Origin of the sequence: Cupriavidus phytorum, from assembly GCF_003254285.1 — a bacterium.
In the GTDB taxonomy this organism is placed as follows: domain Bacteria; phylum Pseudomonadota; class Gammaproteobacteria; order Burkholderiales; family Burkholderiaceae; genus Cupriavidus; species Cupriavidus phytorum.
In genome coordinates this window covers 396,664-421,071 of record NZ_QKZN01000003.1, presented here as the reverse complement: position 1 = coordinate 421,071, position 24,408 = coordinate 396,664, and the positions used below count along the sequence as shown (strand labels likewise).

The following is a 24,408-nucleotide window of genomic DNA, read 5'->3' as shown; positions in this document are numbered from 1 at the left end:
CCCGGCTCAGCGGGCGGCCGCGGCCTCGCGGCGCGCGCGCCGCCCGCCGATCGCATACCACACCGCCGCCAGCACCTGCAGCGTCACCAGCGCCGCCCACGCCACCAGGTGCGCCGCCGCGGGGTAATGGCCGCCGGTCGCCGGCCACAGATCGAGCACGAAGCCGATGCCTACCTGGCAGGCAAAGGTCGACAGGAACACGGTGAGCGTCAGCGCCGTGGTAGCGCGCCCGATCAGCGCATCGGGAAAGCTGCGCGCCAGCACCGCATAGGTCAGGATGCCGCTCGAGCCGAACACGCCATAGGCGGCCCACAGCAGCACCGCCGGCAATGGCACCTGCGCCATCAACAGCAGCTGGACCACGATAAAGCCGGTCATGCCGGCGCCGGCAAAGGCATAGAGGCTTACGCCCAGGCGTTCCAGGTGGCGCGCGGCCCAGCCCGAGCCGACGCAGCCTGCCATCATGGCAAAGCCAATCACCGATACCAGCCGCGCGCTGGTACCCGCGTCGTAACCGGACACATCGCGCAGGAAGGCGCCCACCCACAGGGTCTGCACCGCCAGGAATACGCCCTGGTTGAGCAGCGTCAGCGGCACCACGCGCCAGAAGCGCTCGCTGCCGAGGATCTGGCGTGTGCCGCGCAGCTGCTCGCGCAGGCTTTCCTTGCCGACGCGGGGCTTGTCGGGCGCGCTGAACCACAGCAGCGCCGCCATCGCCAGCGACACGCCGGCCAGGCCGATGCTGACGGTGCGCCAGTCGGTCAGCGACAGCAGCCACGACAGCGGCGAGCCCACCAGCACCGCGCCGAGTCCGCCGATGGCCATCACCACGCCGTTCAGCAAGGGCATGCGCGACAGCGGGAACCACATCGACAGCGCCTGGATGGCGGCGCCCAGGCACACCGACACGCCCACGCCGATCAGGAGCCGGCCCGCGGCCAGCCCGGCCATGCCGGGCGCGAGTGCGAACACCAGCGAGCCGGCCACCGCCACCAGCAGCATCGCGGCCTCGGTGCGGCGCGGGCCGTAGCGGTCCAGCAGGATGCCCGCCGGCAACTGGGCGCAGGCAAAGCCAAGGAAATAGAAGCTGGTAAGCAGGCCCAGGTCGCCGGCATTGAGGCCGAGCTCGCGCGTCAGGTGCGGCGCGAAGCCCAGGTTGACGCCGCGGAACACATAGGACACCAGGAAGCCCAGCGAAAACACCGCGAGCACGCGCCAGCGCGCGCTGGCCGCCGCACCGGCGGCCGGTTGCGTTTGCGAGGGCTGCGAGGGCACGGAAGACAAGTTGGAAGTCGAAGTCGTCATGATGGCATGCATTGTCTTCCCCATCCCGGTGCAAAGCCAACGAAAGATACCCGCGGCAATTGTGAGTAGAATTTGACGGCCATGGCCAAAGCCCCCGCCAGACCCGCCCAACGTCCCGCCCGACACCCCGTCCATCTGCCGCCGCTGCAAGCGCTGCGAGCACTGGAGGCCGCCGCGCGCCACCGGAGCTTCTCGCGCGCCGCCGAGGAGCTGGCGCTGACCCACAGCGCCATCAGCCACCATGTCCGCGCGCTCGAAACCAGCCTGGGCACCAAGCTGTTCCAGCGCAGCGGCAGCCAGATGGCGCCCACCAGCGTGGGCGCGCGCCTGGCCGAACAGGTGCGTGGCGCGCTCGACGACATCGAAAGCGCGCTGCGCGAGGCCGGCAACAGCGCCGCACCGCCGGTAATCCGGCTGCAGGTCAGCGTGATGGCCGACCTTGCCAATGCCTGGCTGATCCGGCGCCTGCCCAGCCTGCACGCCCAGGTGCCGTCGCTGGACCTGCACCTGCGGCTGCATGCGGAGATCACGCCGCCGGACCCGTACAGCGTCGATGTCGGCATCTGGCACCAGCGCATCGACCTGCCCGGCTTCGAATGCCACAACCTGATCGAAGACCACGTGATCGCGGTGGCCAGCCCGGCGCTGCTGGCGCGCTACCCGGGCTTTACGCTGGCCGACGTGCCGCGCCTGCCGATGCTGCGCTTTGCCCTGCGCCCTTGGCGCGACTGGCTGGAAGCCGCCGGCCTGCCCGGCGACGAACCGGAACGCGGCCCGATCTTCCAGGACGCCGGCCTGATGCTGCAGTCCGCCGTGGCCGGCCTGGGCGTGGCGACGGCACGCGCGCAGCTGGCGCACGACTACCTGGCCAGCGGCGAGCTGGTGCAGATCGGCCCCACCCGGATCCCGTCGAGCCTGCATTACTGGGTGACCTGGCGCGAAGGCAACCCGCGCGAAAAGGCCATCCAGCAGTTCCATGCCTGGCTGCAGGAACAGGTGCGGCTGGAAGGCGCGCCCACGCCTGCCGTCGTCGCCGGCAATGCCCGGCAGTTTCATCCGTGAAATTGTTTGGCGCGCCTAAGTTGGCAATACGAATCATTTTCGTCTAGCCCTGGCAAATCAAGGGCTTGCCGCCTGCGCAGGTCCCACCGCCGCCGGCAAATCCAGGGCATCGGCACGACGGGCGAGTTTCACGGATGCAACCATTCGGTTCAGCGTGCTCGCCGCCCTGAAAAACTTGCACGCCCCATCCAAACAGATGAGAAGCGGGTGAGCCGCCCAGCCGCGATTCCTCCGAAGGCTTGTCAACGCGCCCATTGTCTCCATCCCGCCGCTGCTGCCGGCGCGGGCCCGGCACCAAAAGGCTGAGGACCGCAATGTCGCCCCCTGTCAGCGGAAGATGTATGCACTTCAAATCCTTGTATCGGAAATGAAACTGTTTTAGAGGGCGGTGAGGTGCAGTTTGGGAGCCCTGCATGGCGGGCGTTTCAAATTTTGCACTCCCACAATCAGGGGGCACTGCACGGCGAAAATGCCTGCTGGGCCACTGGAAGTTGCGATCCGGTGCCCAAAACATCCCTTTGCCATCCCGAAACTTTTTGCGACGCAACACGCGGATGGCTCCATGCGTAACAAGAGCGGAACGTTTTCGCACGCGCCGATCCGGCGCTGCGCGCTTCACAACAGCATGTTTCCTTTCGTTTCAATGACTTAGCCAGTCATGGCACATTCGTCGCAGATATGTCGGCGCGAACAGAAGCCCGGAACAAAGGGGAAGTCTGAAACGAAAGCGGCAAACATACTGGCACGCGTTCGCCGAGGATCAGTTTCAGGACGACCCCGCAACCCAGGGCGGGAATTGGACTGGCGCTGTAAGCGGGGGCCACGCGGCAGGAACTGGCCCGCATCGGCACCCGCCATGACATGGGGGTCGACAAGATAAAGCGGAGGTCATTCAGGCGCACGGGCCGCAAGCGCAAGCAAGCGGTCCGTGCCACCTGAATCCCGTGGCAAGCCGGCATGCCGGTGCGCCCGGACAAGAACGGGGTGAAACAACAGAAATTGGGGAGCGTGCCGCGCCGCATCGCCACGATGCGCCGGCGCAAGCCTTAGAGCCAACGGGACGAGCGGCCGGCCATGCCGGCCGCCAGTTCCGCAAAAACAAGAATCCGGGGAAATCTCATGAGCGCGTACGCCAACCGCCCGCTGCTGTACCTGTCGCAGCACCATGACGCCACGCTGTGCCGGCTGTTCGCCCAGCGCGGCTGGAAAATCAGCTTCGCGTCCAACCTGCAGGACCTTCAGGCCCTGCCTCCCGGTAACCAGCCGCTGGCCGCGCTGCTGGACCTGCAAGGCGGTTTCGGCGATGCCGAACTGGAAGCCTTCGAGCCCTGGCTGGCGCAGCGGCATATCGGCTGGATCGGCATCGTCGCCGGCCAGCACGCACTGAGCGAGACCGCGCGCCGGCTGCTCGGCCTGTATTTCGTCGACTACCACACCGCCCCGCTCGAGCACCCGCGCCTGGCGGAGGCCCTGGGCCACGCACTCGGCATGGCCCGCCTGCGTCCCGGCGCCCAGCATGAGGCCCCGCGCACGGCCCGCCCCGATGGCATGATCGGCAGCTGCCCGGCGATGCAGTCGCTGTTCCGCGGCATCGAGAAGGTGTCGCGCTGGGACACGCCGGTGCTGATCTCGGGCGAGTCCGGCACCGGCAAGGAACTCGCCGCGCAGGCCATCCACCGCGCCTCGGCGCGGGCCTCGCGCCCGTTCATCGCGGTCAACTGCGCGGCGATCCCGCCCACGCTGCTGATGTCGGAACTGTTCGGCTACGAGCGCGGCGCCTTCACCGGCGCCACCAAGCGCAAGCCCGGCCGCATCGAGATGGCGCAGGGCGGCACGCTGTTCCTCGATGAAATCGGCGACATGCCGATCGAAAGCCAGACCAGCCTGCTGCGCTTCCTGGAGACCGGGCGCATCGAGCGGCTCGGCGGCACCGAATCGGTCGAGGTCGATGTGCGCATCATCTCCGCCACCCACGTCGACCTGGAAGCCGCGATCGCCGCCGAGCGCTTCCGCGGCGACCTGTACCATCGGCTGTGCGTGCTGCGCGTGCGCCAGCCCCCGCTGCGCGAGCGCGGCAGCGACATCCTGCTGATCGCCGAACACGTGCTGGACACGGTGCGCAAGCAGTCGCCGGCGCGCATCCGCGGATTCTCGCCGCTGGCGCTGCGCGCGATCCAGCTGCACAACTGGCCCGGCAACGTGCGCGAGCTGATCAACCGCATCCGCCACGCCGCCGCGATGTGCGAAGACGGCGTGATCCAGCCCGAAGACCTGGAACTGGCCGCGCCCGCCGAGGACCGCCCGCTCACGCTGGCCGCGATCCGCGAGGCCGCCGAGCAGAACGCCATCGTCGAAGCGCTGCAGCGGCACCATGAACGGCTGATCGACGTGGCCGCGGAGCTTGGGATCTCGCGGGTGACGCTGTTCCGGCTGATGCGCGACTACAAGCTGCAGGTGAAGAAGGGAGACCTGGGATTGATCTGCGTGCAGGGCTAGCACCACGACGCTTCCACTGAAGGATCGCCACATGTCCCCTGACGCCTACCTCGAAATGGCCGACACCGAGGCCAGCCACTGGTGGTTCCGTGGCCGGCGCGAGATTGTCGCCACCATCCTCTCCGGCCTGGCCTTGCCGCGCCACGCGGCTATCCTCGAGATCGGCGCGGGCACCGGCGGCAACCTGGCGATGCTGTCGCAGTTCGGCAGGGTCAGCGCGGTGGAAATGGACGACACTGCGCTGCGCCTGGCACGAGAGAAGACTGGCGACGCCTACGACCTGCGCCACGGCAAGTGCCCCGACCAGATGCCGTTCGCCGAGCGCAGCTTCGACCTGGTCTGCCTGCTCGACTGCCTCGAGCATATCGCCGACGATGCCGGCTCGCTCGACTGCGCGGCCAGGCTGCTGAAGGCGGGCGGCGCGGTCTTCATCACCGTGCCCGCCTACCAGTGGCTATGGAGTGCGCACGACGTCTTCCTGCATCACCAGCGCCGCTACAGCAAGCGTTCGCTGCACGCGCTGGCCAGCCGCTGCGGCCTGCACGTGGAGCGGACGTCGTATTTCAACACGATGCTGTTCCCGCTGGCCGTTGCCGCGCGCATGGGCGACCGCCTGCGTGGCAGCCGCCACGCGACCGGCGCCGGCCTTCCGGCCGCGCCGGTCAACCACGTGCTGCACCGCGTGTTCCGCGCGGAGCGCCACTGGCTTGCGCGCGGCTCGCTGCCGTTCGGCATTTCGCTGATGGCGCTGCTGCGCGCAGCATGAACCCCAGCGGCACCGCGCCAGGGCTGCGCCAATTCACGCGGTTCCTGTTTTCCGGCGCCACCTCGACCGGCGTGCATGTCGCCATCACGGCAACGCTGATCAACGCGCTCGATGCTTCGCCCGTGGCGGCCAACTGCGTCGCCTTCGTCTGCGCGACGGCGTGCTCGTACCTGCTCAATACCCTGTGGAGTTTTTCTTCGCGCTTGCGCCACCGCACCCTGCGACGCTTTGCGGGCGTCTCGCTGCTGGGCCTGGCGCTGACCGTGGGTATCTCATGGACCGCGCAACGGCTCGGCGCCAGCTATTGGGCCGGGCTGGCGGGTGTGGTGCTGACCGTGCCGGTGTTCACCTACCTGCTGCACCGGGTCTGGACCTACCGCGATTGATTCGCCGCAGGTCCGGTGGCATCGAGCTTCAGCGGCCGCTACTGACTTGCCCGCGATCGATGCGGATCACGCGCCGTCCCGACGCCATGCTCCGGCTTTGCCCGGTCTCCTGGTAGCGGCGCCGCACCAGATAGATCGGCCGGCCCTTGGCCTCGTCGTAGATGCGGCCGACATACTCTCCGACCACCCCCAGGCCGATCAGCTGGATCCCGCCGAGAAACAGCAGCGCCGACAGCAGCGACGCATAGCCCGGCACATCGATGCCCAGGACCAGCGTGCGCGCCACGATAAAGGCGCCGTAGCCGAACGCCCCCAGCGCGATCGCCACGCCGATATAGGTCCAGCTGCGCAGCGGCATGGTGCTGAAGCTGGTGATGCCCTCGAGCGCGAAGTTCCACAGGCGCCAGCCCGAGAACTTGGAATGCCCGGCGCTGCGGGGCTCGCGCTCGTACGGCACGATCACGGTGCGGTAGCCGACCCAGGCGAACAGGCCTTTCATGAAGCGCCGGCGCTCGGGCATCTGCTTGAGGGCGTTGACCACGACCCGGTCCATCAGCCGGAAATCGCCTACATTGACCGGCAGCTTCTGGTCCGACAGTCGGTTATGGACGCGGTAGTAGGCACCTGCCGTCACGCGCTTTATCCACGAATCGCAGGCGCGGCTGCTGCGCTGCGCCAGCACCACCTCGGCCCCTTCGCGCCAGCGTCCGACCAGTTCGGGGATCAGCGCAGGCGGGTCCTGCAGGTCGGCATCGATGGGAATCACCGCATCGCCCAGGGCCTCGTCCAGGCCAGCGGTCAGGGCCGCCTCCTTGCCGAAGTTGCGCGTCAGGTCCACCACGCGCACGCGCGGGTCGCGGTGCGAATGGGCAATCAGTTGCTCCAGCGTGTCGTCGGTGCTGCCGTCGTTCACCAGCACGATCTCGAAGCGGAGGGCGTCGAGGGATTCGAGTACTGGGATCACGCTGGCGAAGAATTTGTCGATGCTCTCGGATTCGTTGTAGCAGGGCACTACCAGAGACAGCAGCCTGCTTTCGTATGGACCCGACATGATGCGCTCCCCGGACGGCGTGGCGCAGGTGGCCGCCGTCGTGATCGCGCGGTCCTGCGCATGGTCTTGTTATCGGCGCGGCTGGCGGATGGCATTGCGAGTCGTGCGATGCTGTCCTGCCGTGGCCTGCTGTCGGTAGCGTTGCTGCGGCAAATGCAGCGGCAACGCAGCGACGCACTGGCTTCATTCTGGTCAGGCCACCAGCGATATACAAGCACCGCCGAGGTCCCAGGCCAAGGGCGCAAATCCGCCTCGCGCAAGCGTTTCCCGGTTGAATCACCACCCGCTTCGGCTGCGCGCCCGCCTGGCGCTTAGCTTCCCGTGGGTCTCGAGCGAAGCCTCCCATTGCATCGCCTTTTGCCCGCGTTTCTCTACTGAAACGCCGTGCGCCCGCCGACCCGAGCCCGGGGAAGCCCGATTGGCCATGGCGAAGCCGCATGTTTTCGTGGTCGGATCCACCAAAGGCACGGTGTACGGCGCGCTCCGGCTCATCCTTACGGCGCAGAGCCCGCGCCACCTCACCGTCTCCGTTCACCGGCTGTCGCACAACAGGAAATTAAGCACGATTCGAAGCGGAAACGACGCCCCCGATCCATCGCCGTCAAGCGGGGCCAGCCCCGCATGCAAGGTCTGAAAAACCCTGTAAAACCAAGGCATATCCGGCAATGGCGCACTCCTTGCAACCAGGCCACGCGCCCGCGGGCCGCATTGGGGAAGTGCGTGCCGGATTGACGAGAACGGGCCATCACCAGAGCCACAGCGAGACGCCATGAAAACCAATACCACGTGGGGCGGGGCAACCGGCACGGACAGCGTGCTTCAGCAGTGCGCCAGGCAGCGCTGGTTCTGGCCGGCGCTGTACGGAATCAGCGTGTTCTCGATCCTCTCGTTCGCCGGTGCGCGCCTGCTGGTGGATGCCGATACGTTGTGGCACATCGCCGCCGGCAAATGGATCCTTGCCAACCGGGCAGTGCCGGCCACCGATCCGTTCTCGTTCTCTTTCCATGGCGCCAAGTGGGTGCCCCATGAATGGCTGGCCGAAGTCATCCTTGCCGCCTCCCATGCCTGGCTCGGCTGGGCCGGGCCGGTGCTGGTCACCGCGCTGGCGACGGCCCTCGCGCTGACCGTGCAGTTGCGTTTCCTGCTGCGCTATATCGAACCCCTGCACGCGTTCAGCGCCACCCTCCTCACCTTCCTGACGCTCGCCCAACACCTCGTGGCCCGCCCTCACGCCATGGCCTGGCCGCTGATGGTGATCTGGACCGCGCAGCTGGTGCTGGCGCGCGAGCAAAACAGGCGGCCGAGCCTGTGGCTGCTGGTCGTTATGCTGGCGTGGGCCAACCTGCATGGCAGTTTCCTGCTCGGCATCGGGCTGGCGGCCGCGCTGGCCATCGAAGCCATCCTCACCGAAAAGCTGCCGCTCCGCAGCGCCAGGGAGTGGGCCCCCTTCCTTGCACTGACGGTCGTGGCGGGCCTGCTCACGCCACACGGCGTGGATGGCCTGCTCTTTCCTTTCCATGTCTCTGGCATGAGCTATACGCTCAGCGTGATCGGTGAATGGAAACCGCCCGATTTCCGCCTGGTCCAGCCGGTCGAGCTGTGGCTCGGCATTGTGCTGTTTGGCGCGCTCTACTTCGGCTTCCGGCTGCCGGCGATGCGGATCGTGATGTGCTTCGGGCTGGTCCACCTTACCCTGACCGCGGCCCGCTATGCCGAATTGCTAGGACTGCTGGCCCCGCTGTTACTGATGCCAAGCGTCGGGCCCCAGCTGCGCGCGGCGATCCGTCCGGAGATAAAGCTGCAGCTGTCGCCACCACTGCTTCGGACCCTGACGGCGTTGTGCGTGGCACTGTTCATGACCAGCATCGTGCTGCTTGCCAAGGGCATCCAGCACGACCATCGGCGCATACAGCCCCGTGAAGCCATCAATGCGGCCATGGCGGCAGGCGGCGGCGGGCCGGTCTTCAACAGCTACAACTTCGGCGGCTACCTGATCTTCTCCGGCATTGCGCCGCTTATCGACGGCCGCGCCGACCTCTACGGCGACGACTTCGTGCGCCGGTATATGAAAGCCCATTCCGGCGACGCCAAAGCACTTCAGGACATGTTCGAGGAATACCGCATCCGCTGGGCGGTTCTTGAACCCGGGAGTCCTGCATTGAAGTGGATCGATGGCTTGCCGGGCTGGCGAAAGGTCCACGAGGATGACGTCGCCGTCGCCTATGTCCTCGGACGATAGGGCCCCCAGCACGCTCGTGCGCGTATCCGGCTAGCCGGATACGCGCGCCGTCCGCCGCATACCGCGCGCCATGCCGCGCCGCGCACGAAGGCATCTCTGCCAGCGACACGCGCGCGCATAACAAGCCCCGTGCCATCCGCTGGGTACGTGCGCCGCCATCTGTATCCTGCAGTCCCGACCGCCCAGTAGCGCACCAGCTGTGCGCCGCCCGCGCGCCTCCCCGCGCTTCGCGCTTCCCTTTCTCGCGGCCAACCCTCGTGCCCGGGAAAAAACCCGACTCCATCGGCTTCCGGCACATCTCTCCAAGGCGCGAAGGCTGCACGAACGCGCGTCTTGCCGTGCTGCTTCTTCCTCTGCGTTTCCCCTGCGTGTGATGGCGGCCGCGTGCGTGCAGGCTCGGCATTGCAGCGCAGAAGCACCGTCCCCCGCCCCGTGTTTCCAAGCTGAATCACGCGGCCGCGCAAGGCTTGAAGCCTTGCCACACAAGGGCTTCGAGGACATGCCCGGGAACTCCACCAGCTCTCTCTAATCCCGGCTCCGATTCGCAACGTTTCGATCCGGAAACGCGGTCCCTTCAAGAGACGTCCTCATCCGTCAGTCTGGCCGGCACCGTCGCATGGGGCCAGGCCAGGCAGGAAGACTACGGCTTGTGACGCATGCCGCCCCCCGGCGCGATCGCCGCCTCATGCTTTTGGATGAAGTTGCCGAGCCGATCGCATTAGTCCGGCGCACGTGGACACGTTGCGCGATCTGGGGCGTTCGTAGCGCCCTCGGGAATGGCTTGCCAATGCCGCGTTTCCGCCCAGCAACGAAGTCTCGCCGGAATGCCGCCCGCAAGCCTGCCAGCCCCGCGAAGACTGTGGGCCGCTATCCGCAAACCCTTGTGGCACAACGGTTTGCGCCGGGCTGGCCCGCCGCTTGCCTATGCCAGGCATGCGGTACCGCAGTCCTGATTACCGCAGTGCCGGCGCAACGTTCGCCGGCATCAGACCAGAACGATACGGGGAGCTTCACCATGCCAGTCGTGCGCCAACCTGCGATGTCACACCGGAATGCCGCCCACGCTGCTGCCGCCAGGGGCACTGGCAGCGCGCCATTCCGTTGCATGGCTCGCTCGGGCCACGTACAGCACGCCGCGCGTTGCATGCATGCGTCGGCGCTACGCCGGCTGCAATCACGCAACCCGCGCATCGAGCACGGCGGTCCCGGCCGGTGGCCGTTCCATGCCTGCGCAATCTGCGCCCCGCCCTGCTGCCGGGTTTCCAGGCGCTGATATCCGGCGCCATCCAGAGCCCTATCGCAGTTCCGTAGTCCTGCAGTGCTTGTTCCCAACCCAAAGGAGTCTGTCATGCAAAACCTGACCACCATGTTCAAGCAATTCATCCGTGACGAAGACGGCGTGACCGCCATCGAATACGGCCTGATTGCCGCGCTCATCGCCGTTGTCATCATCGTTTCGGTCCGCCTGATCGGCACCAACCTGAACATCATCTTCGACTTCATCGGCGACACGCTGACCAACGCCCTGCCCGCCTGATAGCTGGCGGGTCCGCATGGCTGTCCGGTTCCGGGCGGCCATGCGGCAGACACTTCCAAAGCGAACCAACAACACCGACACCGGAGACGCAAATGTCGAAGCTCCTCGCCAGCTCAACCGGCTTTCTGCGCGACGACCGCGGTGTCACGTCCATCGAATACGCGTTGCTTGGCAGCCTGATCGCCATGGCAATCGTCGGCTCCGTGTCCGCGCTCGGCGAAACCGTGCAAGGCATGTACGAGCAGATTGCCGCCAGGATGCCCTGAGTAGCCGGATCCGATCCGTCCATACCCGAACACAACCAAGCTGCCCGCCCACCACCATGCAAGCCGCCACCGCCCTCGCGCCCTTCATCGGCCCCGTCACGATCGGCATCGTGCTCGCCGCCGCGGCGATCGACCTGAACCGGCGGCGCATTCCCAACTGGCTGACCTTCGGCGCGTGGATTGCCGCGCTGCCCGTGATGGCAGCCGTGCACGGACTGGGTGCCGGCGCGCTGGCGTGGCTGTCGGGCTGGATGGTGGGCCTGATGCTGTTCCTGCCCTTCTACCTGCTGCGCGGCATGGCCGCCGGCGACGTCAAGCTGATGGCTGCCGTAGGTGCCTGGCTGGGCGCCGGCATGGCGCTGAAGATCGCGCTGGCAACCTTCGTGATTGGCGGCCTATGGGCACTGGTACAGGTGTTCGCGACCGGACACGGGCGCGCCACCCTCGCCCGCGTGGGACATATGCTCAAAGCCGTCGTGGCGCCTGGCTCGCAATCCGCGCCACCACAGGCCGGGGCGTCCGCCGGGTCCATGCCCTACGGCGTAGCGATTGCCGCGGGAACGCTGACCATGCTCTTTGCAGGCACATGACGCAAGCGAGGCGGCGCAGCGCGGGCAGCGGGAGCCTTCAGCAAGAAAACGAACTGACCAGGGAACGGGGGACGGCAATGAACGAGCATCACGACACAGGTCGCGCACCACGGCTGCTCGAGCCCGTGGCGACCGGCAGGAATCTCCATGGCGAGCCTGCCACCCCGCCGTTGCCGCCGTGGCACGTGCTGCCGCGCACGATTGCCGATACCGGACTCGAGCTCGCGCAGTTGCTCGGGCTGCTGATGAAGGCCGCCTACCAGCACCGCACCGTCACGCTGGCGGTGCTGACCGACACGCTCAAGCTGCCGGCACTGGTGGTCAATGAAATCGCGGCGGTCGCCGTGCGCGAGCGCCTGCTGGAAATCGCGCACCGCGGCGCCAGCGACCTCGATGTGCGCTTCCGCCTGACCGATGCCGGCTATGTCCGCGCAGGCGAAGCCGCAGCGCGTTGCAGCTATGTCGGCACGGCGCCGGTCACGCTGGATGCCTACGTCGATGCGGTCAAGCACCACTCGGTCAGCCACGCCAGCGTGACCAAGGCGGATGTCACCGCGGCCTTCCACGACCTGGTGATTCCGGTCCAGCTGCTGGATTCGATCGGCATGGCGCTGAACACTTGCCGCGCGCTGATGATCTACGGCCCGGCTGGCAGCGGCAAGACCTACCTGGCACAACGGCTGGGTACGCTGCTGCCCGGCGCGGTGCCGGTGCCACACGCCATCACCGTGGGCGGCGAGATCATCCAGGTGTTCGACCCGCTGGTCCATGTCCCCTTCAACGACAGCGAGGCATCGCTGGCGCACCGCTCGCTGGACCGCCGCTGGACGCTGTGCCACCGCCCGGTGGTGTTGTCGGGCGGCGAGCTGACGCTGTCGATGCTGGATCTGCGCTATGACCGCACGTCGGGCTTCTACCAGGCGCCCCCGCACATGAAGGCCAACAACGGCATCTATATCGTCGATGACCTGGGCCGGCAGCTGGTGGGGGTGGCCGACCTGCTCAACCGCTGGATCGTGCCGCTGGACCGGTCCGTCGACATGTTCTCGCTGCACACCGGCGTGCGCTTCTCGGTGCCGTTCGATGTCTGGCCGGTGTTCTCGACCAATCTCGAGCCGGGGGCGCTGGGCGACGATGCCTTCCTGCGCCGGCTGGGCAGCAAGCTCTATGTGGGCCCCTTGTCGGTGGACGATTACCGCGAGGTGTATCACCGCACCGCCGCCGATTTCGGGCTGACCAGCCCCGACGCGGTCTTCGATTTCCTGGTCGACAGCCTGCACTACGCCAGCGATACCCCGCTGCTGGCCTGCATTCCGCGCGACCTGCTGCGCCTGGTGGATTCCGGCGTGCGCTACCACGGCAAAGCCACGCACGTGACCGAGGCCGACCTGCTGTCGGCGTGGCAGAACTACTACGGACTGCGCACCTCGGCCGAACCGACGCCGCATCCGGGTGGCGCCCACCGATGGGCGGACGATCACCGCGCCGCAAGCTGAATTGCACTACCGAATACTCGGGACAACTGTAGGGGAGAGTCATCATGAAGAACACACGCGCAATCCTGATGCTGCTGATCGCCCTGGTCGCCGGCGTGGCCGCAGTGGTATCGGCGTCGCGATGGCTGGTTCAGCAGTCGTCCGGCTCAGTCAAACAGGTGGTGGTGGCGGCCAACGACCTCAATCTGGGCCAGCCGCTCAACGGCGGCCAGCTGCGCATGGTCAGCTGGCCCGCGGGCAGCGTGCCTCCAGGCGCATTCACCGATCTGAAGGCTCTGGAAGGACGCGTGGTCCGCACCAGCCTGCAGCGCGGAGAACCCATTCTCGACGCCAAGCTGGCGCCTGTCGGCACCAAGGGCGGCCTGTCCGCGGTGATCAACGACGGCAAGCGCGCCATCACGGTCCGCGTCAACGACGTGGTCGGCGTGGCCGGCTTCGCGCTGCCGGGTAACTACGTCGACGTGATCGTCAACACCAACGAAGAAGCGAAGACCAACCAGAACAGCAGCATCTCGAAGATCGTGCTCGAGAAAATCCTGGTGCTGGCGGTCGCACAGCAAGTCAGCCGCGACGAAACCCAGCCCAAGGTGGTCAACGCCGTGACGCTCGAAGTCTCGCCTGACCAGGCCGAGAAGCTCGACGTGGCGCGCAGCGTGGGCACGCTCTCGCTGGTGCTGCGCAACCAGATGGACGTGGCCGACATCAGCACCGGTGGCGCCACCAAGGGCACGCTGCTGGGCAAGGCACCGGAGGCACCGCCCAAGGTCGTGACCAAGACCGAGACACGCACCGTGGTCAAGACGCGCACCGTGGCGAAAGCCCCCGCGCGCGGCAACTGCATCGGCGTGCTGGCAGGCATGCAGGGCGGCGTCGAGTGCTTCTGAGCGCCGGCACCATGGCATCCACCGAATCCTGAGCTGCAACACAGCCTCTCCGGGGGGAGATTCAAAATGAACCAGACACGATCCGACGTCGCAGGCAGCACCCGCATCCTGGTGCTGGCCGCCTTCCTCTGCACGCCTCTGGCCGCCGCGGCGCAGGCCGCCGTCGAGGCAGGCAACGTTACCCGGGCCACCGCACCGGCAGCCGCCAAGGCGCCGCAGGGCCCGATGCAGATGACCATCAGCATGACGCCCGGCGCCGCCGCGCCGGCCGCGCAGGCCCCGGCCGCGACTTCGGCGGAGGCGCGCGGCCCCAACTGCACCGGCGCCATCCGCAGTGAATCCAGCGTGATTGTGGCGGTCGGCAAGTCGCAGCTGATCACGCTGCAGGAGCCGGTACGCAACCGTACCCTGGGCAACCCGGGCGTGGTGCAGGCCACCATGGTGTCGCCGCAGACGCTCTATGTGCTGGGCCGTACGGTGGGAACCACCAACATGATCGTACAGGGCCGCAGCGGCAGCTGCAGCATCATCAACGTGGTGGTCAACGCCGATGCCGGCGGGCTGCAGACCTCGCTCGGCCAGTTGCTGCCCGGCGAGCCCGGCATCCGCGTGACCACCGCCGCGGACAACCTGGTGCTGACCGGCAGTGTCACCAACGCGCAGGCGGCGCAGCAGGCGATGGAAATTGCCCAGGCTTACGCCAACGCTGCGCACAATGGCGAGGGCAACGGCAACGGCGGCAACAAGAAGGGCAACGTGCTGAACATGTTGTCGGTCGATACCCCGCAGCAGGTGATGCTGGAAGTGAAGGTGGCCGAGGTGTCCAAGACGCTGCTGAACCAGCTCGGTTCCGCAGTGAACCTGCAGGGCGGCTTCGGCTCCTGGACCGGTGGCCTGGTGACGTCGCTGCTGACTGGCGCGTCGGCAGCCTTTTTCGGCAGCAAGGCCAACAACTTGCCGTTCGAGTTCGCCATCGATGCACAGAAGAACGACAGCCTGGTCAAAATCCTGGCCGAGCCGAACCTGGTCACCATCAGCGGGCAGGAAGCCAGCTTCCTGGCGGGCGGCAAGATCTATATCCCGGTGGCGCAGGCCAACGTGCTGAACGGGGCCGGCACCGTCACGCTGCAGGAAGAAGAGTTCGGCGTGGGCCTGAAGTTCACGCCCACGGTGCTGGCCAATGGCCGCATCCACCTGAAGGTCGCGCCGGAAGTATCCGAGCTGTCGCCGACCGGCGCCACCATCCGTGGCGGCACCCTGACCGGCCAGACCGTGCTGCCGGTGATCACCACCCGCCGCGCCTCCACCACGGTGCAGATGCGCGACGGCGAGAGCTTCGCCATCGGCGGCTTGCTGACCGACAGCGCGCGCGGCTCGCTCAAGGCGCTGCCGGGTGCCGGCGAAGTGCCGGTGCTGGGCACGCTGTTCCGCAGCACGCAATACCAGCAGGACCTGTCCGAGCTGGTGTTCATCATCACGCCGCGCCTGGTCAAGCCGATGCAGACCAGCAACTACCCGCTGCCGACCGACAGCTTCTCCACGCCCAACCCGCTGTCGCTGTACTTCATGGGCAATATGGAAGGCGACGGCAAGCGTCCGACCCAACCGGCCCCGGCACCGTCGCAGCCCGCCGCGCCGGCCGCAGTACCCGCCGCACCGCCGGCAGCACCGCGCAGCGAAGGGGCGCCGGCCACCGCGGTCTCGGCCATGCCGACCGGCAGGCCGCTGGACGAACCGGCGCCGGCGGCACCGCAAGCATTGGCCGCAGCCAGCCCTCGCCCGCCCCTGCCCGCGCCGGCGGCCCCTGCGCGCAGCATCGCGGTAGCGCCGGCGCCCGCCGAAGACACCGCCGCGCGCATTGCCCGCATCGAGGCGACCGCCGCCCGGCTGGCGCAAGCCAGGGCCGCGGCCGCGGCCACCACCGGCCGCACGTCATCGGGCGGCAACTGACCCGCCGCGCCCACCGCAGAACAGGAGAACGACCATGAACAAGACCCCGAAGTTTTCGCGCGGCACCACCCTGGTGGTGCTGGGCGGCCTGGCCTGCCTCGGCCTGTCGGCGTGCATGACCTCCACGCCGGTATGGGACGGCCAGCGCGGCGTGGCATTGGCCACCGTCACGCAAATGCAGATCATCAATCCCGACGCGCCGGCAGGCCTGCCTACCGTCACCGGCACCGACGGCAAGACCGCCGTGGCGGCGATGAAGAACTTCGACCGATCGCTGTCGAAGGGCCAGCAAGGTGGATCGCCGTCGATGACCATCGACTTCGGCGCCGGCGGCTATGGCGGCATCGGCATGGGCGGCGGCGGCCGCTGAGCACCGGAACCGGGGAGGCGATCATGTCTACATCGGGCTTCGCACGACCCACGCTGACGCGGCGCAGGCGCCAGCGTGGCGCAGTGGCCATCATCGTGGGGCTGTCGCTGGCCGTGCTGATCGGCTTTGTCGGGCTGGCGCTCGACCTGGGCAAGCTTTATGTGACCAAGAGCGAGCTGCAGAACAGCGTCGATGCCTGCGCGCTGGCGGCGGCGCGCGACGTCACCGGCGCCACGCCGTTGCTGGTGTCAGAGGCGGCGGGCCTGACCACCGGCTCGAGCAACGCTGCCCTGTTCCAGGGCAAGGCGGTAGAGATGTTCGAGAACCTCAACGTCTCGTACAGCGATACCCCTGACAACACCTTCTATACCAAGGACAAGGTTCCCTACGCGCTCGACAAGATCAAGTACGTCAAATGCACGGCCGAGCGCACAGGGATTGCCCACTGGTTCATCCAGGTTCTCAATGCGTTGCCGGGGATGAATATCCAGCCCAGCACTGTCAATGCCATGGCGGTCGCCACCACCACCAGCGCACAGACTGCCTGTGCCATCCCGGTCTACATCTGCACGCCGCAAACGGCGAACCCGGTCAGGACCGCCTACAACCGCGGCGACTGGATCAGATCGAAGGACGAGAAGGATCCATACGGCCCGGGCAGCTTTGGCTGGGCCGACCTGTCGCCCCCGGGAGGCGGTGCCTCCGAGCTGGCGGACCTCCTTGCCGGCTCCGGACAATGCGACATGTCGGTGGTGGGGTCCAAGGTCGGCCAGCCGGGCAGCATCTCCGCGCTGATACCCGCATGGAATACCCGCTTTGGGCTCTATACCGGCTCTTACAAGGGACCGGAGCATGGTGCGCCCGACTTTGCCGGCTATGCCTACAGCGTCAATTCATGGAACCCGCCGAACGGCGGCAACGCCTACCCCGATTTCATCCAGAAGCGCGCCGCCAACGAGCCTTACCAGACCGATGCCAACGCCGGACTGGTCACCAAGGGCACACCGTCGACCAGGCAGGTCCACCAGGCTGGCGCCGACCGCAGGCTGGTACAGGTGCCGGTAGTGGACTGCAACGAGCTGGCCTCGTCCAAGCAGGCCACGGTGGCCTCCTGGGCCTGCATGCTGCTGGTGCAGCCGATGCAGGAACCCAGCGCAAAGGACGTGACCTACATCGAGTACCTCGGCGATTCGAAGGACCCGACCAGCCCCTGCGCAACCCAGGGGGTACCCGGTTCCAGCACGGGCAATGGCCCGCGCGTGCCGGTGCTGGTGCAATAGGAGCCGATCATGAAGCGATGCTCGCAACGCAGGTGCAAGCGACGCGGCGCGGTCGCCGTGGAGTTCGCGCTGGTGCTGGTGCCCTTGCTGATGCTGGTGACCGGCGTGGCCGAGTTCGGGCGCGCCATCTACCAGTACAACGCCCTGGCCAAGGCCACGCGCGACGCGGCGCGCTTCCTGTCGCAATACGCGCCCAGCGAGCCGAATTACCCGGTGGAGCAGGCGAAATGTGTCGCCGTGTATGGCAAGACCACTTGCGGGGGCACGGTACTGGTGAAAGGCCTCAGCACTTCCATGGTGGTGGTCTGCGACCGCGTCGACTCCACCGGTTGCGCCGGCAAGCAGTTTGCCAATGTCGCCATCTACGAAGGCGGCGGCAGTTCCGGCACGCCGGCGGGGACCATCAACCTGGTGGAGGTGAAGATCTCGGGCTTCACCTACTCGCCCATGCAGAGCTACCTCAATGTGGGGGCGCTGGCGTTCTCCGATATCGCAACGGTAATGAGGCAGGTGCTATGAACCCGATCCGCACCCCGCGCTTACGTTCGCGCCAGAGCGGCGCGGCCGCGATCGAATTCGCCCTGGTCGCCAGCATCTTCTTCATGCTGCTGATCGGCATTGCCGAGTTCTCGCGCGTGCTGTTCTACTGGAACACCGCCGGCGAAGCCACCCGGCTGGGTGCCCGCATCGCGGTGGTGTGCGACGTCACCGACACCGCCATCAAGGACCGGATGACGCATCTGATGCCTTTGCTGAAGGCCAGCAATATCCAGGTCGCCTTCGAGCCCAGCGGTTGCGACGCCGACGACGATTCGGCGCGCAGTTCTTGCCGCTCTGTCACCGTCAGCGTCGCCGACGTCACAGTCAAGACCTTTATTCCGGTGGTGCCGATCACGGTGTCGCTGCCCCCGTTCTCGACCACGCTGCCGCGGGAGAGCCTCGACTCTTCCACCGGCGGCAAGATCTGCAACTAGCGCGCATGAACCAGGAGCACACCATGCTCAGAATTCTGATCGTTTCCGAAGACGCCGACCGGCTGGCCGAGATCCACCGGGTCAGCGCCGCGGTGGGCAACTTCCAGGTCCTGACGCTGCAGGAGGGACTGGGCCGCTTTCCCGTGCATGCCAGCCGGCTGCGCATGGCCGACCTGCTGATACTGGAGCTGCCCGTCATCGGCGCCCAGCAGATGCAGGCGGTCGAGCTGCTGCGCCAGCAGCATCCCGAGTTGCCGTGCATCCTGGTCACGCCGGCGCCCAGTTCGGAGGTGCTGATCAAGGCGATGCGCGCCGGTATCCGCGACGTCCTGCCATGGCCGCTGGACAAGGCGCAGCTGGCCGAGGCGCTCAGGCGCGTCGAAGCCACGCACGTGCCGCGCGCTCAGGACAACGGGCAGGTGATTTCCGTGATCTCGTGCAAAGGCGGCTCCGGCACCAGCTTCATCGCAGCCAACCTGGGCGACGCGCTGGCGCGGCATCTGGGCAAGCGCGTGCTGGTGGTCGACCTGAACCGGCACTTCGGCGACCTGACCTATATCGTCAGCGACAAGATCCCGCCCTCGACGCTGCCCGAGATCTGCAGCCAGATCGACCGCATGGACAGCGCCTTCCTCGAGGCCTGCCTGGTGCATGTCGACAACAACTTCGACATGCTGGCGGGCGCGTCCGACCCGGTCAAGGCCAGCCAGATCCAGAAGGACAAGCTCGAGTGGATCCTCTCGGTGGTGCAGCCAGCCTACGACTTCGTGATCTTCGACCTGGGCCAGAGCATCGACCCGCTGTCGATCGGTGTGCTGGACCACAGCGACCGCATCTGCGTGGTGGCTGAACCCGCCATCTCCTTCGGCCGTCCGGGACGCAGGCTGCTCGATATCCTGAGCGCCCTGCACTACCCCGCCGACAAGGTTCGCCTGGTGCTCAACCGCACCGGCCGCAAGCACGAGATGCCGCGCGCGACCATGGAAGAGATCTTCGGCATGAAGGCCGCGTTCACGCTGCCTGACGACCCGGCCGCGGTGGACGAGGCCATCAGCCACGGCGAGCCGGTGGCCAAGCTGAGCCGGCGCAGCGCCATGACGCGCGCGCTGCAGGCAATGGCCACGCAGCTGTGCACGCCGGCCGAGGCCGAGCGGCGCAGCCGTACCGAAACCGCATCGCCGCTGCGCCGCCTGATGCTGCGCGCGAAGAGCACCTGATTTCACCGCTTGCAGCCGACCGGCCACGGTCATCCGCGCACGCTAACGAGGAGTCCATCATGTCGATCCGAGAACAACTGGCCAATGCCGAGCCAGCCTTCACCGTCAACGGTCACGCTGCGATCCAGTTTGCGACCTCGGCAGCCTCCGTATCGGGCGGCTACCACCAGCTCAAGCGCGACGTGCACGAAACGGTGCTCGACCGCGTCGAGCTGGAGCGCCTGGCACGCTATCCGCAGGAGCAGGTGCGCCAGGAGATCACCGCGCTGGTCAACCTGATCGTCGACGAACAGAAGGTGCTGCTCAACGACAATGAGCGCCGCCAGCTGACAGTCGAGATCTACGACGAGATGTTCGGCTTCGGCCCGCTCGAGCCGCTGCTGAAGGATCCGACGGTGTCGGACATCCTGGTCAACACCGCGCGCCAGACCTACGTGGAACGACGCGGCAAGCTGGAGCTTACCGACGTCCTGTTCTATGACGACGCACACCTGATGAAGGTGATCGAAAAAATCGTGTCGCGCGTCGGGCGCCGCATCGATGAAACCAGCCCGATGGTCGACGCGCGCCTGCCGGACGGCTCGCGCGTCAACGCCATCATTCCGCCCTCGGCCATCGACGGGCCGCTGCTGTCGATCCGCCGCTTTGCCGTGAACCCGCTGCAGGTGGCCGACCTGGTCAACCTGCGCAGCCTGACGCCGCCGATGGCGCAACTGCTGCAGGCGCTGTCGCAGGCCAAGGTCAACGTGCTGGTGTCGGGCGGCACTGGCAGCGGCAAGACCACGCTGCTGAACATCCTGTCCGGCTTTATCCCGGAAGACGAGCGCGTGGTCACGATCGAAGACGCCGCGGAACTGCAGCTGCGCCAGCCCCATGTGCTGCGCCTGGAAACGCGCCCACCCAATATCGAAGGCAAGGGCGAGATCACGCAGCGCGCGCTGGTGCGCAACGCACTGCGCATGCGCCCGGACCGCATCATCCTGGGCGAAGTGCGCGGCGGCGAGGCGCTGGACATGCTCAACGCGATGAACACCGGCCATGAAGGCTCGCTCACCACCATCCACGCCAACACTCCGCGCGATGCGCTGACGCGGCTGGAAAACATGGTCAGCATGGCGGGCCTGACCATGCCGGCCAAGGCCATGCGGCAGCAAATCGCCTCGGCCATCACGGTGATCGTGCAGGCCGCGCGCATGACCGATGGCCGCCGCAAGATCATCAGCATCCAGGAGATCACCGGCATGGAGGGCGACATCATCAACATGCAGGAGATCTTCACGTTCCAGCGCACCGGGGTGGACAAGGACGGCACCGTGCGAGGCAACTTCCGCGCCACCGGGGTGTATCCCAAGTTTGCCGAGCGGCTGCGCGTGTTCGGCGTGGGACTGCCTGACGATACCTACGACCCCGCCAAGCGCTACGAAGTCTGACCGCCCAGGGCACATACCAATACGATCCATACGGGGGAGCTACACATGAGCACGATCTTCTACGCCTTCGGCATCCTGCTGTTCGTCGCCGTGGTGCTCTGCGTCGAGGGCATCTACCTGTGGTGGAACAATGCCCACGGGCCCGCGGCCAAGCGTATCGAAGCGCGGCTGCGGGCGCTTTCGGCCGGCGGGCACGTCGGTGCCGAGCAGCTCTCGATCCTGAAGAAGCGCCTGCTGGCCGACTCGCCGCGGGTGCAGCAGTGGCTGATGCGGGTGCCGCGCATCGGAGCGCTCGACCGCTGGCTCGAGCAGTCCGGCAGTACATGGTCAGTGGCGCAGTTGCTGGGATATTGCGCAATGGTGGTGCTGTGCACGGTCGCGCTGATTCCGCTGCTACCCCTGCCTGCTTCACTTGTGCTGTTGGGAGCGGTGCTGACCGCCATGCTGCCGCTGTTGCATGTCATGCGCCTGCGTGCCAAACGGCTCAAGCAGCTTGAGGCGCAACTGCCCGATGCAGTCGACATGATCAGCCGCGCACTGCGCGCCGGACACTCGTTCAGCGGAGCGCTCAGCATGGTCGGGCAGGAAATGAAAGCACCAATCGGGCCGGAGTTCCGCACCACCTTCGAGGAAATCAACTACGGCGTGGCGCTCGACGAGGCCATGACCAACCTGGCCATGCGCGTGCCGGTGGCCGACCTGCGCTACTTTGTCATCGCGGTACTGATCCAGCGCGAAAGCGGCGGCAACCTCGCCGAGATCCTCGACACGATCGGCACCATGGTGCGCGAACGCCTGAAGCTGTTCGACAAGATCCGTGTGCTGTCGGCCGAAGGCAAGATGTCGGCATGGGTGCTGGGACTGCTGCCCTTCTGCACCGCCGGCCTGATCCTGGTGGTCAATCCGGGCTTCATGAATGTGCTGTGGGAAGATCCGCTGGGCTTGCGCATGATCGGCGGAGCGCTGGTGTCGATGAGCTTCGGCGTGCTGTGGATGCGCAAGATCATCCGGATCCGGGTCTGAGATCCAATTGCGATTGCCTCGGCGCAGTGCCATAAGAAGCAGGGCTTGGACAGCCATACTGACGGGAGTCCATCATGCAAGAGATTTTCCAGGGGTTCCAGGGCGACCAGATGATCGTGCTCGTGCTGATCTTCGTGGCCGCGTTCGGCACGGTGTTCGGCGTGCTCTATGTACTTGCGCCCCACCGGCTGCGTGGTCGGGCCGAGCAGATCGCCGGCCAGGCCGGGCCATTCCAGCCCGACTCGGGTCGCCAGCAGGCACTGATCGAACAGCTGGTGAAGTGGGCGCAGCCGGTATCGCGGCTGTCGCTGCCCAAGGAAGGCTGGGAGAATTCACAGCTGCGCGTGCGTTTCATGAATGCCGGCTGGCGCAGTGCAAGCGCGGCGCCGCTGTACTTCGGCGCCAAGACGGTACTGGCCGTCGGCCTGCCGATGCTTGGACTGCTGGCCGTCAGCAGCCAGCCCGGCCAGCAAAGCCAGCAGCTGATGTTCGTGCTGTTGGCGGTGCTGGGCGCGATTGGCTATTACCTGCCGAATCTAGTCCTCGCCCGCAAAGTGTCCCAGCGCCAGCGCACCGTCTTCGAAGAATTCCCCGACGTGATCGACCTGCTGACCGTCTGCGTCGAAGCCGGCCTCGGCCTGGACGCGGCGCTGATGCGTGTGGCCGACGAGCTGGCCCTGCGCTGCCCGGTACTGGCCGATGAACTCCAGCTGATGCTGCTGGAACTGCGCTCGGGTTTTTCGAAGGAAAAGGCGCTAACCAACCTGTCGCTGCGCACCGGCGTCGAGGACGTCGACAAGTTTGCGTCGATGCTGGTCCAGGCCGACCGCTTCGGCACCAGCCTGGGCGAGTCGCTGCGCGTGCTGTCCGACATGCTGCGCACCAAGCGCCGCATGCGTGCCGAGGAGCAGGCCGCCAAGATTGCGCTGAAGCTGCTGTTCCCGCTGATCTTCACCATCTTCCCGTCCTTGCTGCTGGTGTTGCTCGGGCCGGCCTTCATCCAGATCTATCGCGTGCTGCTGCCAACCATGGCGGGACAAGGAGGATAACCCCCCGGGAAACCGCGACAGTTTCCCCCGGCTGTCTCCCGGTGCAATGCCGGCAAGACAGTCACTTGCCCGGAACCCAGGTTCCGGGCTTTTTTGCTTTGCCGGGCGAATACCGGGGCTTGACCGGACGGGCTGGCTTCTGAAGAATGCAGGCAATCCCCCTGCAGGCGCCGTGGCCACCCAGCGCGCGCCCTACCCGCCTGGAGTCCCGATGAAGCTACGCATCCTGAGCGACCTCCACATCGAACACAACCTGCCGCAGTCCGTACCGGCATGCGACGCCGACCTCGTGATACTGGCCGGCGACATCGCCAACGGCCGCGACGGCATCGACTGGGCCGTCGGCACGTTCAGCCAGCCGGTGGTCTATGTGCCGGGCAACCACGAGTACTACGAGAGCAATTTCGACACCGTCGACCAGCAGATGGCCGAGGCCGCGGCAGCGCATCCCCAAGTGCGCCTGCTCAATGGCGAGGTGGCGGAGTTCGACGGCGCGCGCATCATAGGCACGACGTGGTGGACCGACTACACGCTGTTCGGCACCGACCGACGCGACGAGGCGATGCAGGCATGCGCGAAAGCGATGTACGACCACCGGCTGATCGAGATCCGCGGCGACGACGGCCACATGCGCCAGTTCACGCCACAGGATGCCCTGGCGCGCCACCTGGCCGCGTCTGACTGGCTGCAGGCGCAACTCGCGCTGCCTTACGCCGGCAAGACCGTCGTGGTCACGCACCACGGCCCGGACCTCGGCAGCCTGGACCCGCGCTTCTCGCACGACCTGGTCTCCGGCGGCTTCCTGTCCCGCCGCCCCGACCTGGTGGCGCAGGCAGACCTGTGGATCCACGGCCATACCCACACCAGCTTCGACTACTGCGTCGACAACTCGCGCGTGGTGTGCAATCCGCGCGGCTATGTCAGCCGCCGTACCGGCGAGCTGGAGAACAAGTCCTTCGACTGGTGCTGCGTGGTCGAAGTCTGACGCAACGCCCCCCCGCGCAACCGCGCCGGCCCTCCAAACAAAAACCCCCGCG

22 protein-coding genes are annotated in these 24,408 nt (G+C 66.8%); 20 read left to right on the top strand and 2 right to left on the bottom strand.

The genetic code is table 11. The annotated features are described in order from the left end of the window. Positions 1-6 precede the first annotated feature (6 nt). Positions 7-1,305 carry an MFS transporter gene (locus C7416_RS10360; protein ID WP_111519056.1) on the bottom strand — a complete coding sequence of 433 codons (1,299 nt, stop codon included), beginning with the start codon at positions 1,303-1,305 and terminating at the stop codon, positions 7-9. 81 nt (positions 1,306-1,386) lie between these two features. Here C7416_RS10360 and C7416_RS10355 point away from each other — a divergent pair, with 81 nt between their 5' ends. The 4 genes from C7416_RS10355 to C7416_RS10340 all read left to right on the top strand — a co-directional run bounded on the left by C7416_RS10355 (position 1,387) and on the right by C7416_RS10340 (position 6,015). Continuing rightward, the gene (locus C7416_RS10355) at positions 1,387-2,367 is read left to right on the top strand and encodes a LysR substrate-binding domain-containing protein (protein ID WP_111518814.1); all 981 of its coding nucleotides are present in this window, start codon (positions 1,387-1,389) and stop codon (positions 2,365-2,367) included. Positions 2,368-3,486: 1,119 nt separating this feature from the next. After that, positions 3,487-4,863: a sigma-54 dependent transcriptional regulator gene (locus C7416_RS10350; RefSeq protein WP_111518812.1), complete on the top strand. Its 1,377-nt coding sequence runs from the start codon at positions 3,487-3,489 to the stop codon at positions 4,861-4,863. A gap of 31 nt (positions 4,864-4,894) precedes the next feature. After that, complete coding sequence (locus C7416_RS10345; RefSeq protein ID WP_111518810.1) at positions 4,895-5,629, top strand: class I SAM-dependent methyltransferase; 735 nt, start codon at positions 4,895-4,897, stop codon at positions 5,627-5,629. Next, the gene (locus tag C7416_RS10340) at positions 5,626-6,015 is read left to right on the top strand and encodes a GtrA family protein (RefSeq protein WP_111518808.1); all 390 of its coding nucleotides are present in this window, start codon (positions 5,626-5,628) and stop codon (positions 6,013-6,015) included. Before C7416_RS10345 ends, C7416_RS10340 begins: the two co-directional genes overlap by 4 nt. Positions 6,016-6,043: 28 nt before the next feature. On the opposite strand, the gene C7416_RS10335 is transcribed toward C7416_RS10340, so the two are convergent. Beyond that, a complete protein-coding gene (locus tag C7416_RS10335; RefSeq protein WP_111518806.1) occupies positions 6,044-7,066 on the bottom strand; it encodes a glycosyltransferase family 2 protein in 1,023 nt (340 codons plus the stop codon). A 769-nt stretch (positions 7,067-7,835) separates the two neighbouring features. Here C7416_RS10335 and C7416_RS10330 point away from each other — a divergent pair. The 16 genes from C7416_RS10330 to C7416_RS10255 all read left to right on the top strand — a co-directional run bounded on the left by C7416_RS10330 (position 7,836) and on the right by C7416_RS10255 (position 24,356). Beyond that, entirely contained in the window at positions 7,836-9,305 is a 1,470-nt protein-coding gene (locus C7416_RS10330) for a hypothetical protein (protein ID WP_111518804.1), read from the top strand. Between the two features lie 1,348 nt (positions 9,306-10,653). Beyond that, positions 10,654-10,842: a Flp family type IVb pilin gene (locus C7416_RS10325; RefSeq protein ID WP_111518802.1), complete on the top strand. Its 189-nt coding sequence runs from the start codon at positions 10,654-10,656 to the stop codon at positions 10,840-10,842. 92 nt (positions 10,843-10,934) lie between these two features. Then, positions 10,935-11,108: a Flp family type IVb pilin gene (locus C7416_RS10320; protein ID WP_111518798.1), complete on the top strand. Its 174-nt coding sequence runs from the start codon at positions 10,935-10,937 to the stop codon at positions 11,106-11,108. 56 nt (positions 11,109-11,164) lie between these two features. After that, on the top strand, positions 11,165-11,698 hold the full coding sequence (locus tag C7416_RS10315) for an A24 family peptidase (RefSeq protein WP_111518796.1): 534 nt from the start codon (positions 11,165-11,167) through the stop codon (positions 11,696-11,698). Positions 11,699-11,775: 77 nt separating this feature from the next. Next, positions 11,776-13,194 carry a P-loop NTPase family protein gene (locus tag C7416_RS10310; protein WP_111518794.1) on the top strand — a complete coding sequence of 473 codons (1,419 nt, stop codon included), beginning with the start codon at positions 11,776-11,778 and terminating at the stop codon, positions 13,192-13,194. Between the two features lie 44 nt (positions 13,195-13,238). After that, positions 13,239-14,078, top strand: coding sequence for a Flp pilus assembly protein CpaB (gene cpaB, locus C7416_RS10305; protein WP_111518785.1), 840 nt, complete (start codon positions 13,239-13,241; stop codon positions 14,076-14,078). 66 nt (positions 14,079-14,144) lie between these two features. Then, positions 14,145-16,028 (top strand): type II and III secretion system protein family protein, encoded by a 1,884-nt coding sequence (locus C7416_RS10300; protein WP_111518783.1) that lies wholly within the window; start codon positions 14,145-14,147, stop codon positions 16,026-16,028. 34 nt (positions 16,029-16,062) lie between these two features. Then, positions 16,063-16,398 carry a hypothetical protein gene (locus C7416_RS10295; protein WP_111518781.1) on the top strand — a complete coding sequence of 112 codons (336 nt, stop codon included), beginning with the start codon at positions 16,063-16,065 and terminating at the stop codon, positions 16,396-16,398. 23 nt (positions 16,399-16,421) lie between these two features. Next, on the top strand, positions 16,422-17,678 hold the full coding sequence (locus C7416_RS10290; protein ID WP_111518779.1) for a pilus assembly protein TadG-related protein: 1,257 nt from the start codon (positions 16,422-16,424) through the stop codon (positions 17,676-17,678). A 9-nt stretch (positions 17,679-17,687) separates the two neighbouring features. Beyond that, positions 17,688-18,197 carry a TadE/TadG family type IV pilus assembly protein gene (locus C7416_RS10285; protein WP_062797215.1) on the top strand — a complete coding sequence of 170 codons (510 nt, stop codon included), beginning with the start codon at positions 17,688-17,690 and terminating at the stop codon, positions 18,195-18,197. Continuing rightward, entirely contained in the window at positions 18,194-18,652 is a 459-nt protein-coding gene (locus tag C7416_RS10280; protein WP_111518777.1) for a TadE/TadG family type IV pilus assembly protein, read from the top strand. The genes C7416_RS10285 and C7416_RS10280 overlap by 4 nt, the downstream gene beginning before the upstream one ends. A gap of 23 nt (positions 18,653-18,675) precedes the next feature. Continuing rightward, the gene (locus C7416_RS10275; RefSeq protein WP_111519055.1) at positions 18,676-19,869 is read left to right on the top strand and encodes a CpaE/TadZ family protein; all 1,194 of its coding nucleotides are present in this window, start codon (positions 18,676-18,678) and stop codon (positions 19,867-19,869) included. Positions 19,870-19,928: 59 nt separating this feature from the next. Then, a complete protein-coding gene (locus C7416_RS10270; protein ID WP_062797211.1) occupies positions 19,929-21,299 on the top strand; it encodes a TadA family conjugal transfer-associated ATPase in 1,371 nt (456 codons plus the stop codon). Positions 21,300-21,344: 45 nt separating this feature from the next. Further along, a complete protein-coding gene (locus tag C7416_RS10265) occupies positions 21,345-22,322 on the top strand; it encodes a type II secretion system F family protein (protein ID WP_111518775.1) in 978 nt (325 codons plus the stop codon). Between the two features lie 74 nt (positions 22,323-22,396). Then, positions 22,397-23,371 carry a type II secretion system F family protein gene (locus C7416_RS10260; protein ID WP_062797207.1) on the top strand — a complete coding sequence of 325 codons (975 nt, stop codon included), beginning with the start codon at positions 22,397-22,399 and terminating at the stop codon, positions 23,369-23,371. A gap of 211 nt (positions 23,372-23,582) precedes the next feature. Next, positions 23,583-24,356, top strand: a complete 774-nt coding sequence (locus C7416_RS10255; RefSeq protein ID WP_111518773.1) for a metallophosphoesterase — start codon at positions 23,583-23,585, stop codon at positions 24,354-24,356. Positions 24,357-24,408 lie beyond the last annotated feature (52 nt).

Coding starts and splice junctions, on each gene's coding strand:
- C7416_RS10360 (WP_111519056.1), bottom strand. CDS start 1,305: ATGACGACTTCGACTTCCAACTTGTCTTCCGTGCCCTCGCAGCCCTCG.
- C7416_RS10355 (WP_111518814.1), top strand. CDS start 1,387: ATGGCCAAAGCCCCCGCCAGACCCGCCCAACGTCCCGCCCGACACCCC.
- C7416_RS10350 (WP_111518812.1), top strand. CDS start 3,487: ATGAGCGCGTACGCCAACCGCCCGCTGCTGTACCTGTCGCAGCACCAT.
- C7416_RS10345 (WP_111518810.1), top strand. CDS start 4,895: ATGTCCCCTGACGCCTACCTCGAAATGGCCGACACCGAGGCCAGCCAC.
- C7416_RS10340 (WP_111518808.1), top strand. CDS start 5,626: ATGAACCCCAGCGGCACCGCGCCAGGGCTGCGCCAATTCACGCGGTTC.
- C7416_RS10335 (WP_111518806.1), bottom strand. CDS start 7,066: ATGTCGGGTCCATACGAAAGCAGGCTGCTGTCTCTGGTAGTGCCCTGC.
- C7416_RS10330 (WP_111518804.1), top strand. CDS start 7,836: ATGAAAACCAATACCACGTGGGGCGGGGCAACCGGCACGGACAGCGTG.
- C7416_RS10325 (WP_111518802.1), top strand. CDS start 10,654: ATGCAAAACCTGACCACCATGTTCAAGCAATTCATCCGTGACGAAGAC.
- C7416_RS10320 (WP_111518798.1), top strand. CDS start 10,935: ATGTCGAAGCTCCTCGCCAGCTCAACCGGCTTTCTGCGCGACGACCGC.
- C7416_RS10315 (WP_111518796.1), top strand. CDS start 11,165: ATGCAAGCCGCCACCGCCCTCGCGCCCTTCATCGGCCCCGTCACGATC.
- C7416_RS10310 (WP_111518794.1), top strand. CDS start 11,776: ATGAACGAGCATCACGACACAGGTCGCGCACCACGGCTGCTCGAGCCC.
- cpaB (WP_111518785.1), top strand. CDS start 13,239: ATGAAGAACACACGCGCAATCCTGATGCTGCTGATCGCCCTGGTCGCC.
- C7416_RS10300 (WP_111518783.1), top strand. CDS start 14,145: ATGAACCAGACACGATCCGACGTCGCAGGCAGCACCCGCATCCTGGTG.
- C7416_RS10295 (WP_111518781.1), top strand. CDS start 16,063: ATGAACAAGACCCCGAAGTTTTCGCGCGGCACCACCCTGGTGGTGCTG.
- C7416_RS10290 (WP_111518779.1), top strand. CDS start 16,422: ATGTCTACATCGGGCTTCGCACGACCCACGCTGACGCGGCGCAGGCGC.
- C7416_RS10285 (WP_062797215.1), top strand. CDS start 17,688: ATGAAGCGATGCTCGCAACGCAGGTGCAAGCGACGCGGCGCGGTCGCC.
- C7416_RS10280 (WP_111518777.1), top strand. CDS start 18,194: ATGAACCCGATCCGCACCCCGCGCTTACGTTCGCGCCAGAGCGGCGCG.
- C7416_RS10275 (WP_111519055.1), top strand. CDS start 18,676: ATGCTCAGAATTCTGATCGTTTCCGAAGACGCCGACCGGCTGGCCGAG.
- C7416_RS10270 (WP_062797211.1), top strand. CDS start 19,929: ATGTCGATCCGAGAACAACTGGCCAATGCCGAGCCAGCCTTCACCGTC.
- C7416_RS10265 (WP_111518775.1), top strand. CDS start 21,345: ATGAGCACGATCTTCTACGCCTTCGGCATCCTGCTGTTCGTCGCCGTG.
- C7416_RS10260 (WP_062797207.1), top strand. CDS start 22,397: ATGCAAGAGATTTTCCAGGGGTTCCAGGGCGACCAGATGATCGTGCTC.
- C7416_RS10255 (WP_111518773.1), top strand. CDS start 23,583: ATGAAGCTACGCATCCTGAGCGACCTCCACATCGAACACAACCTGCCG.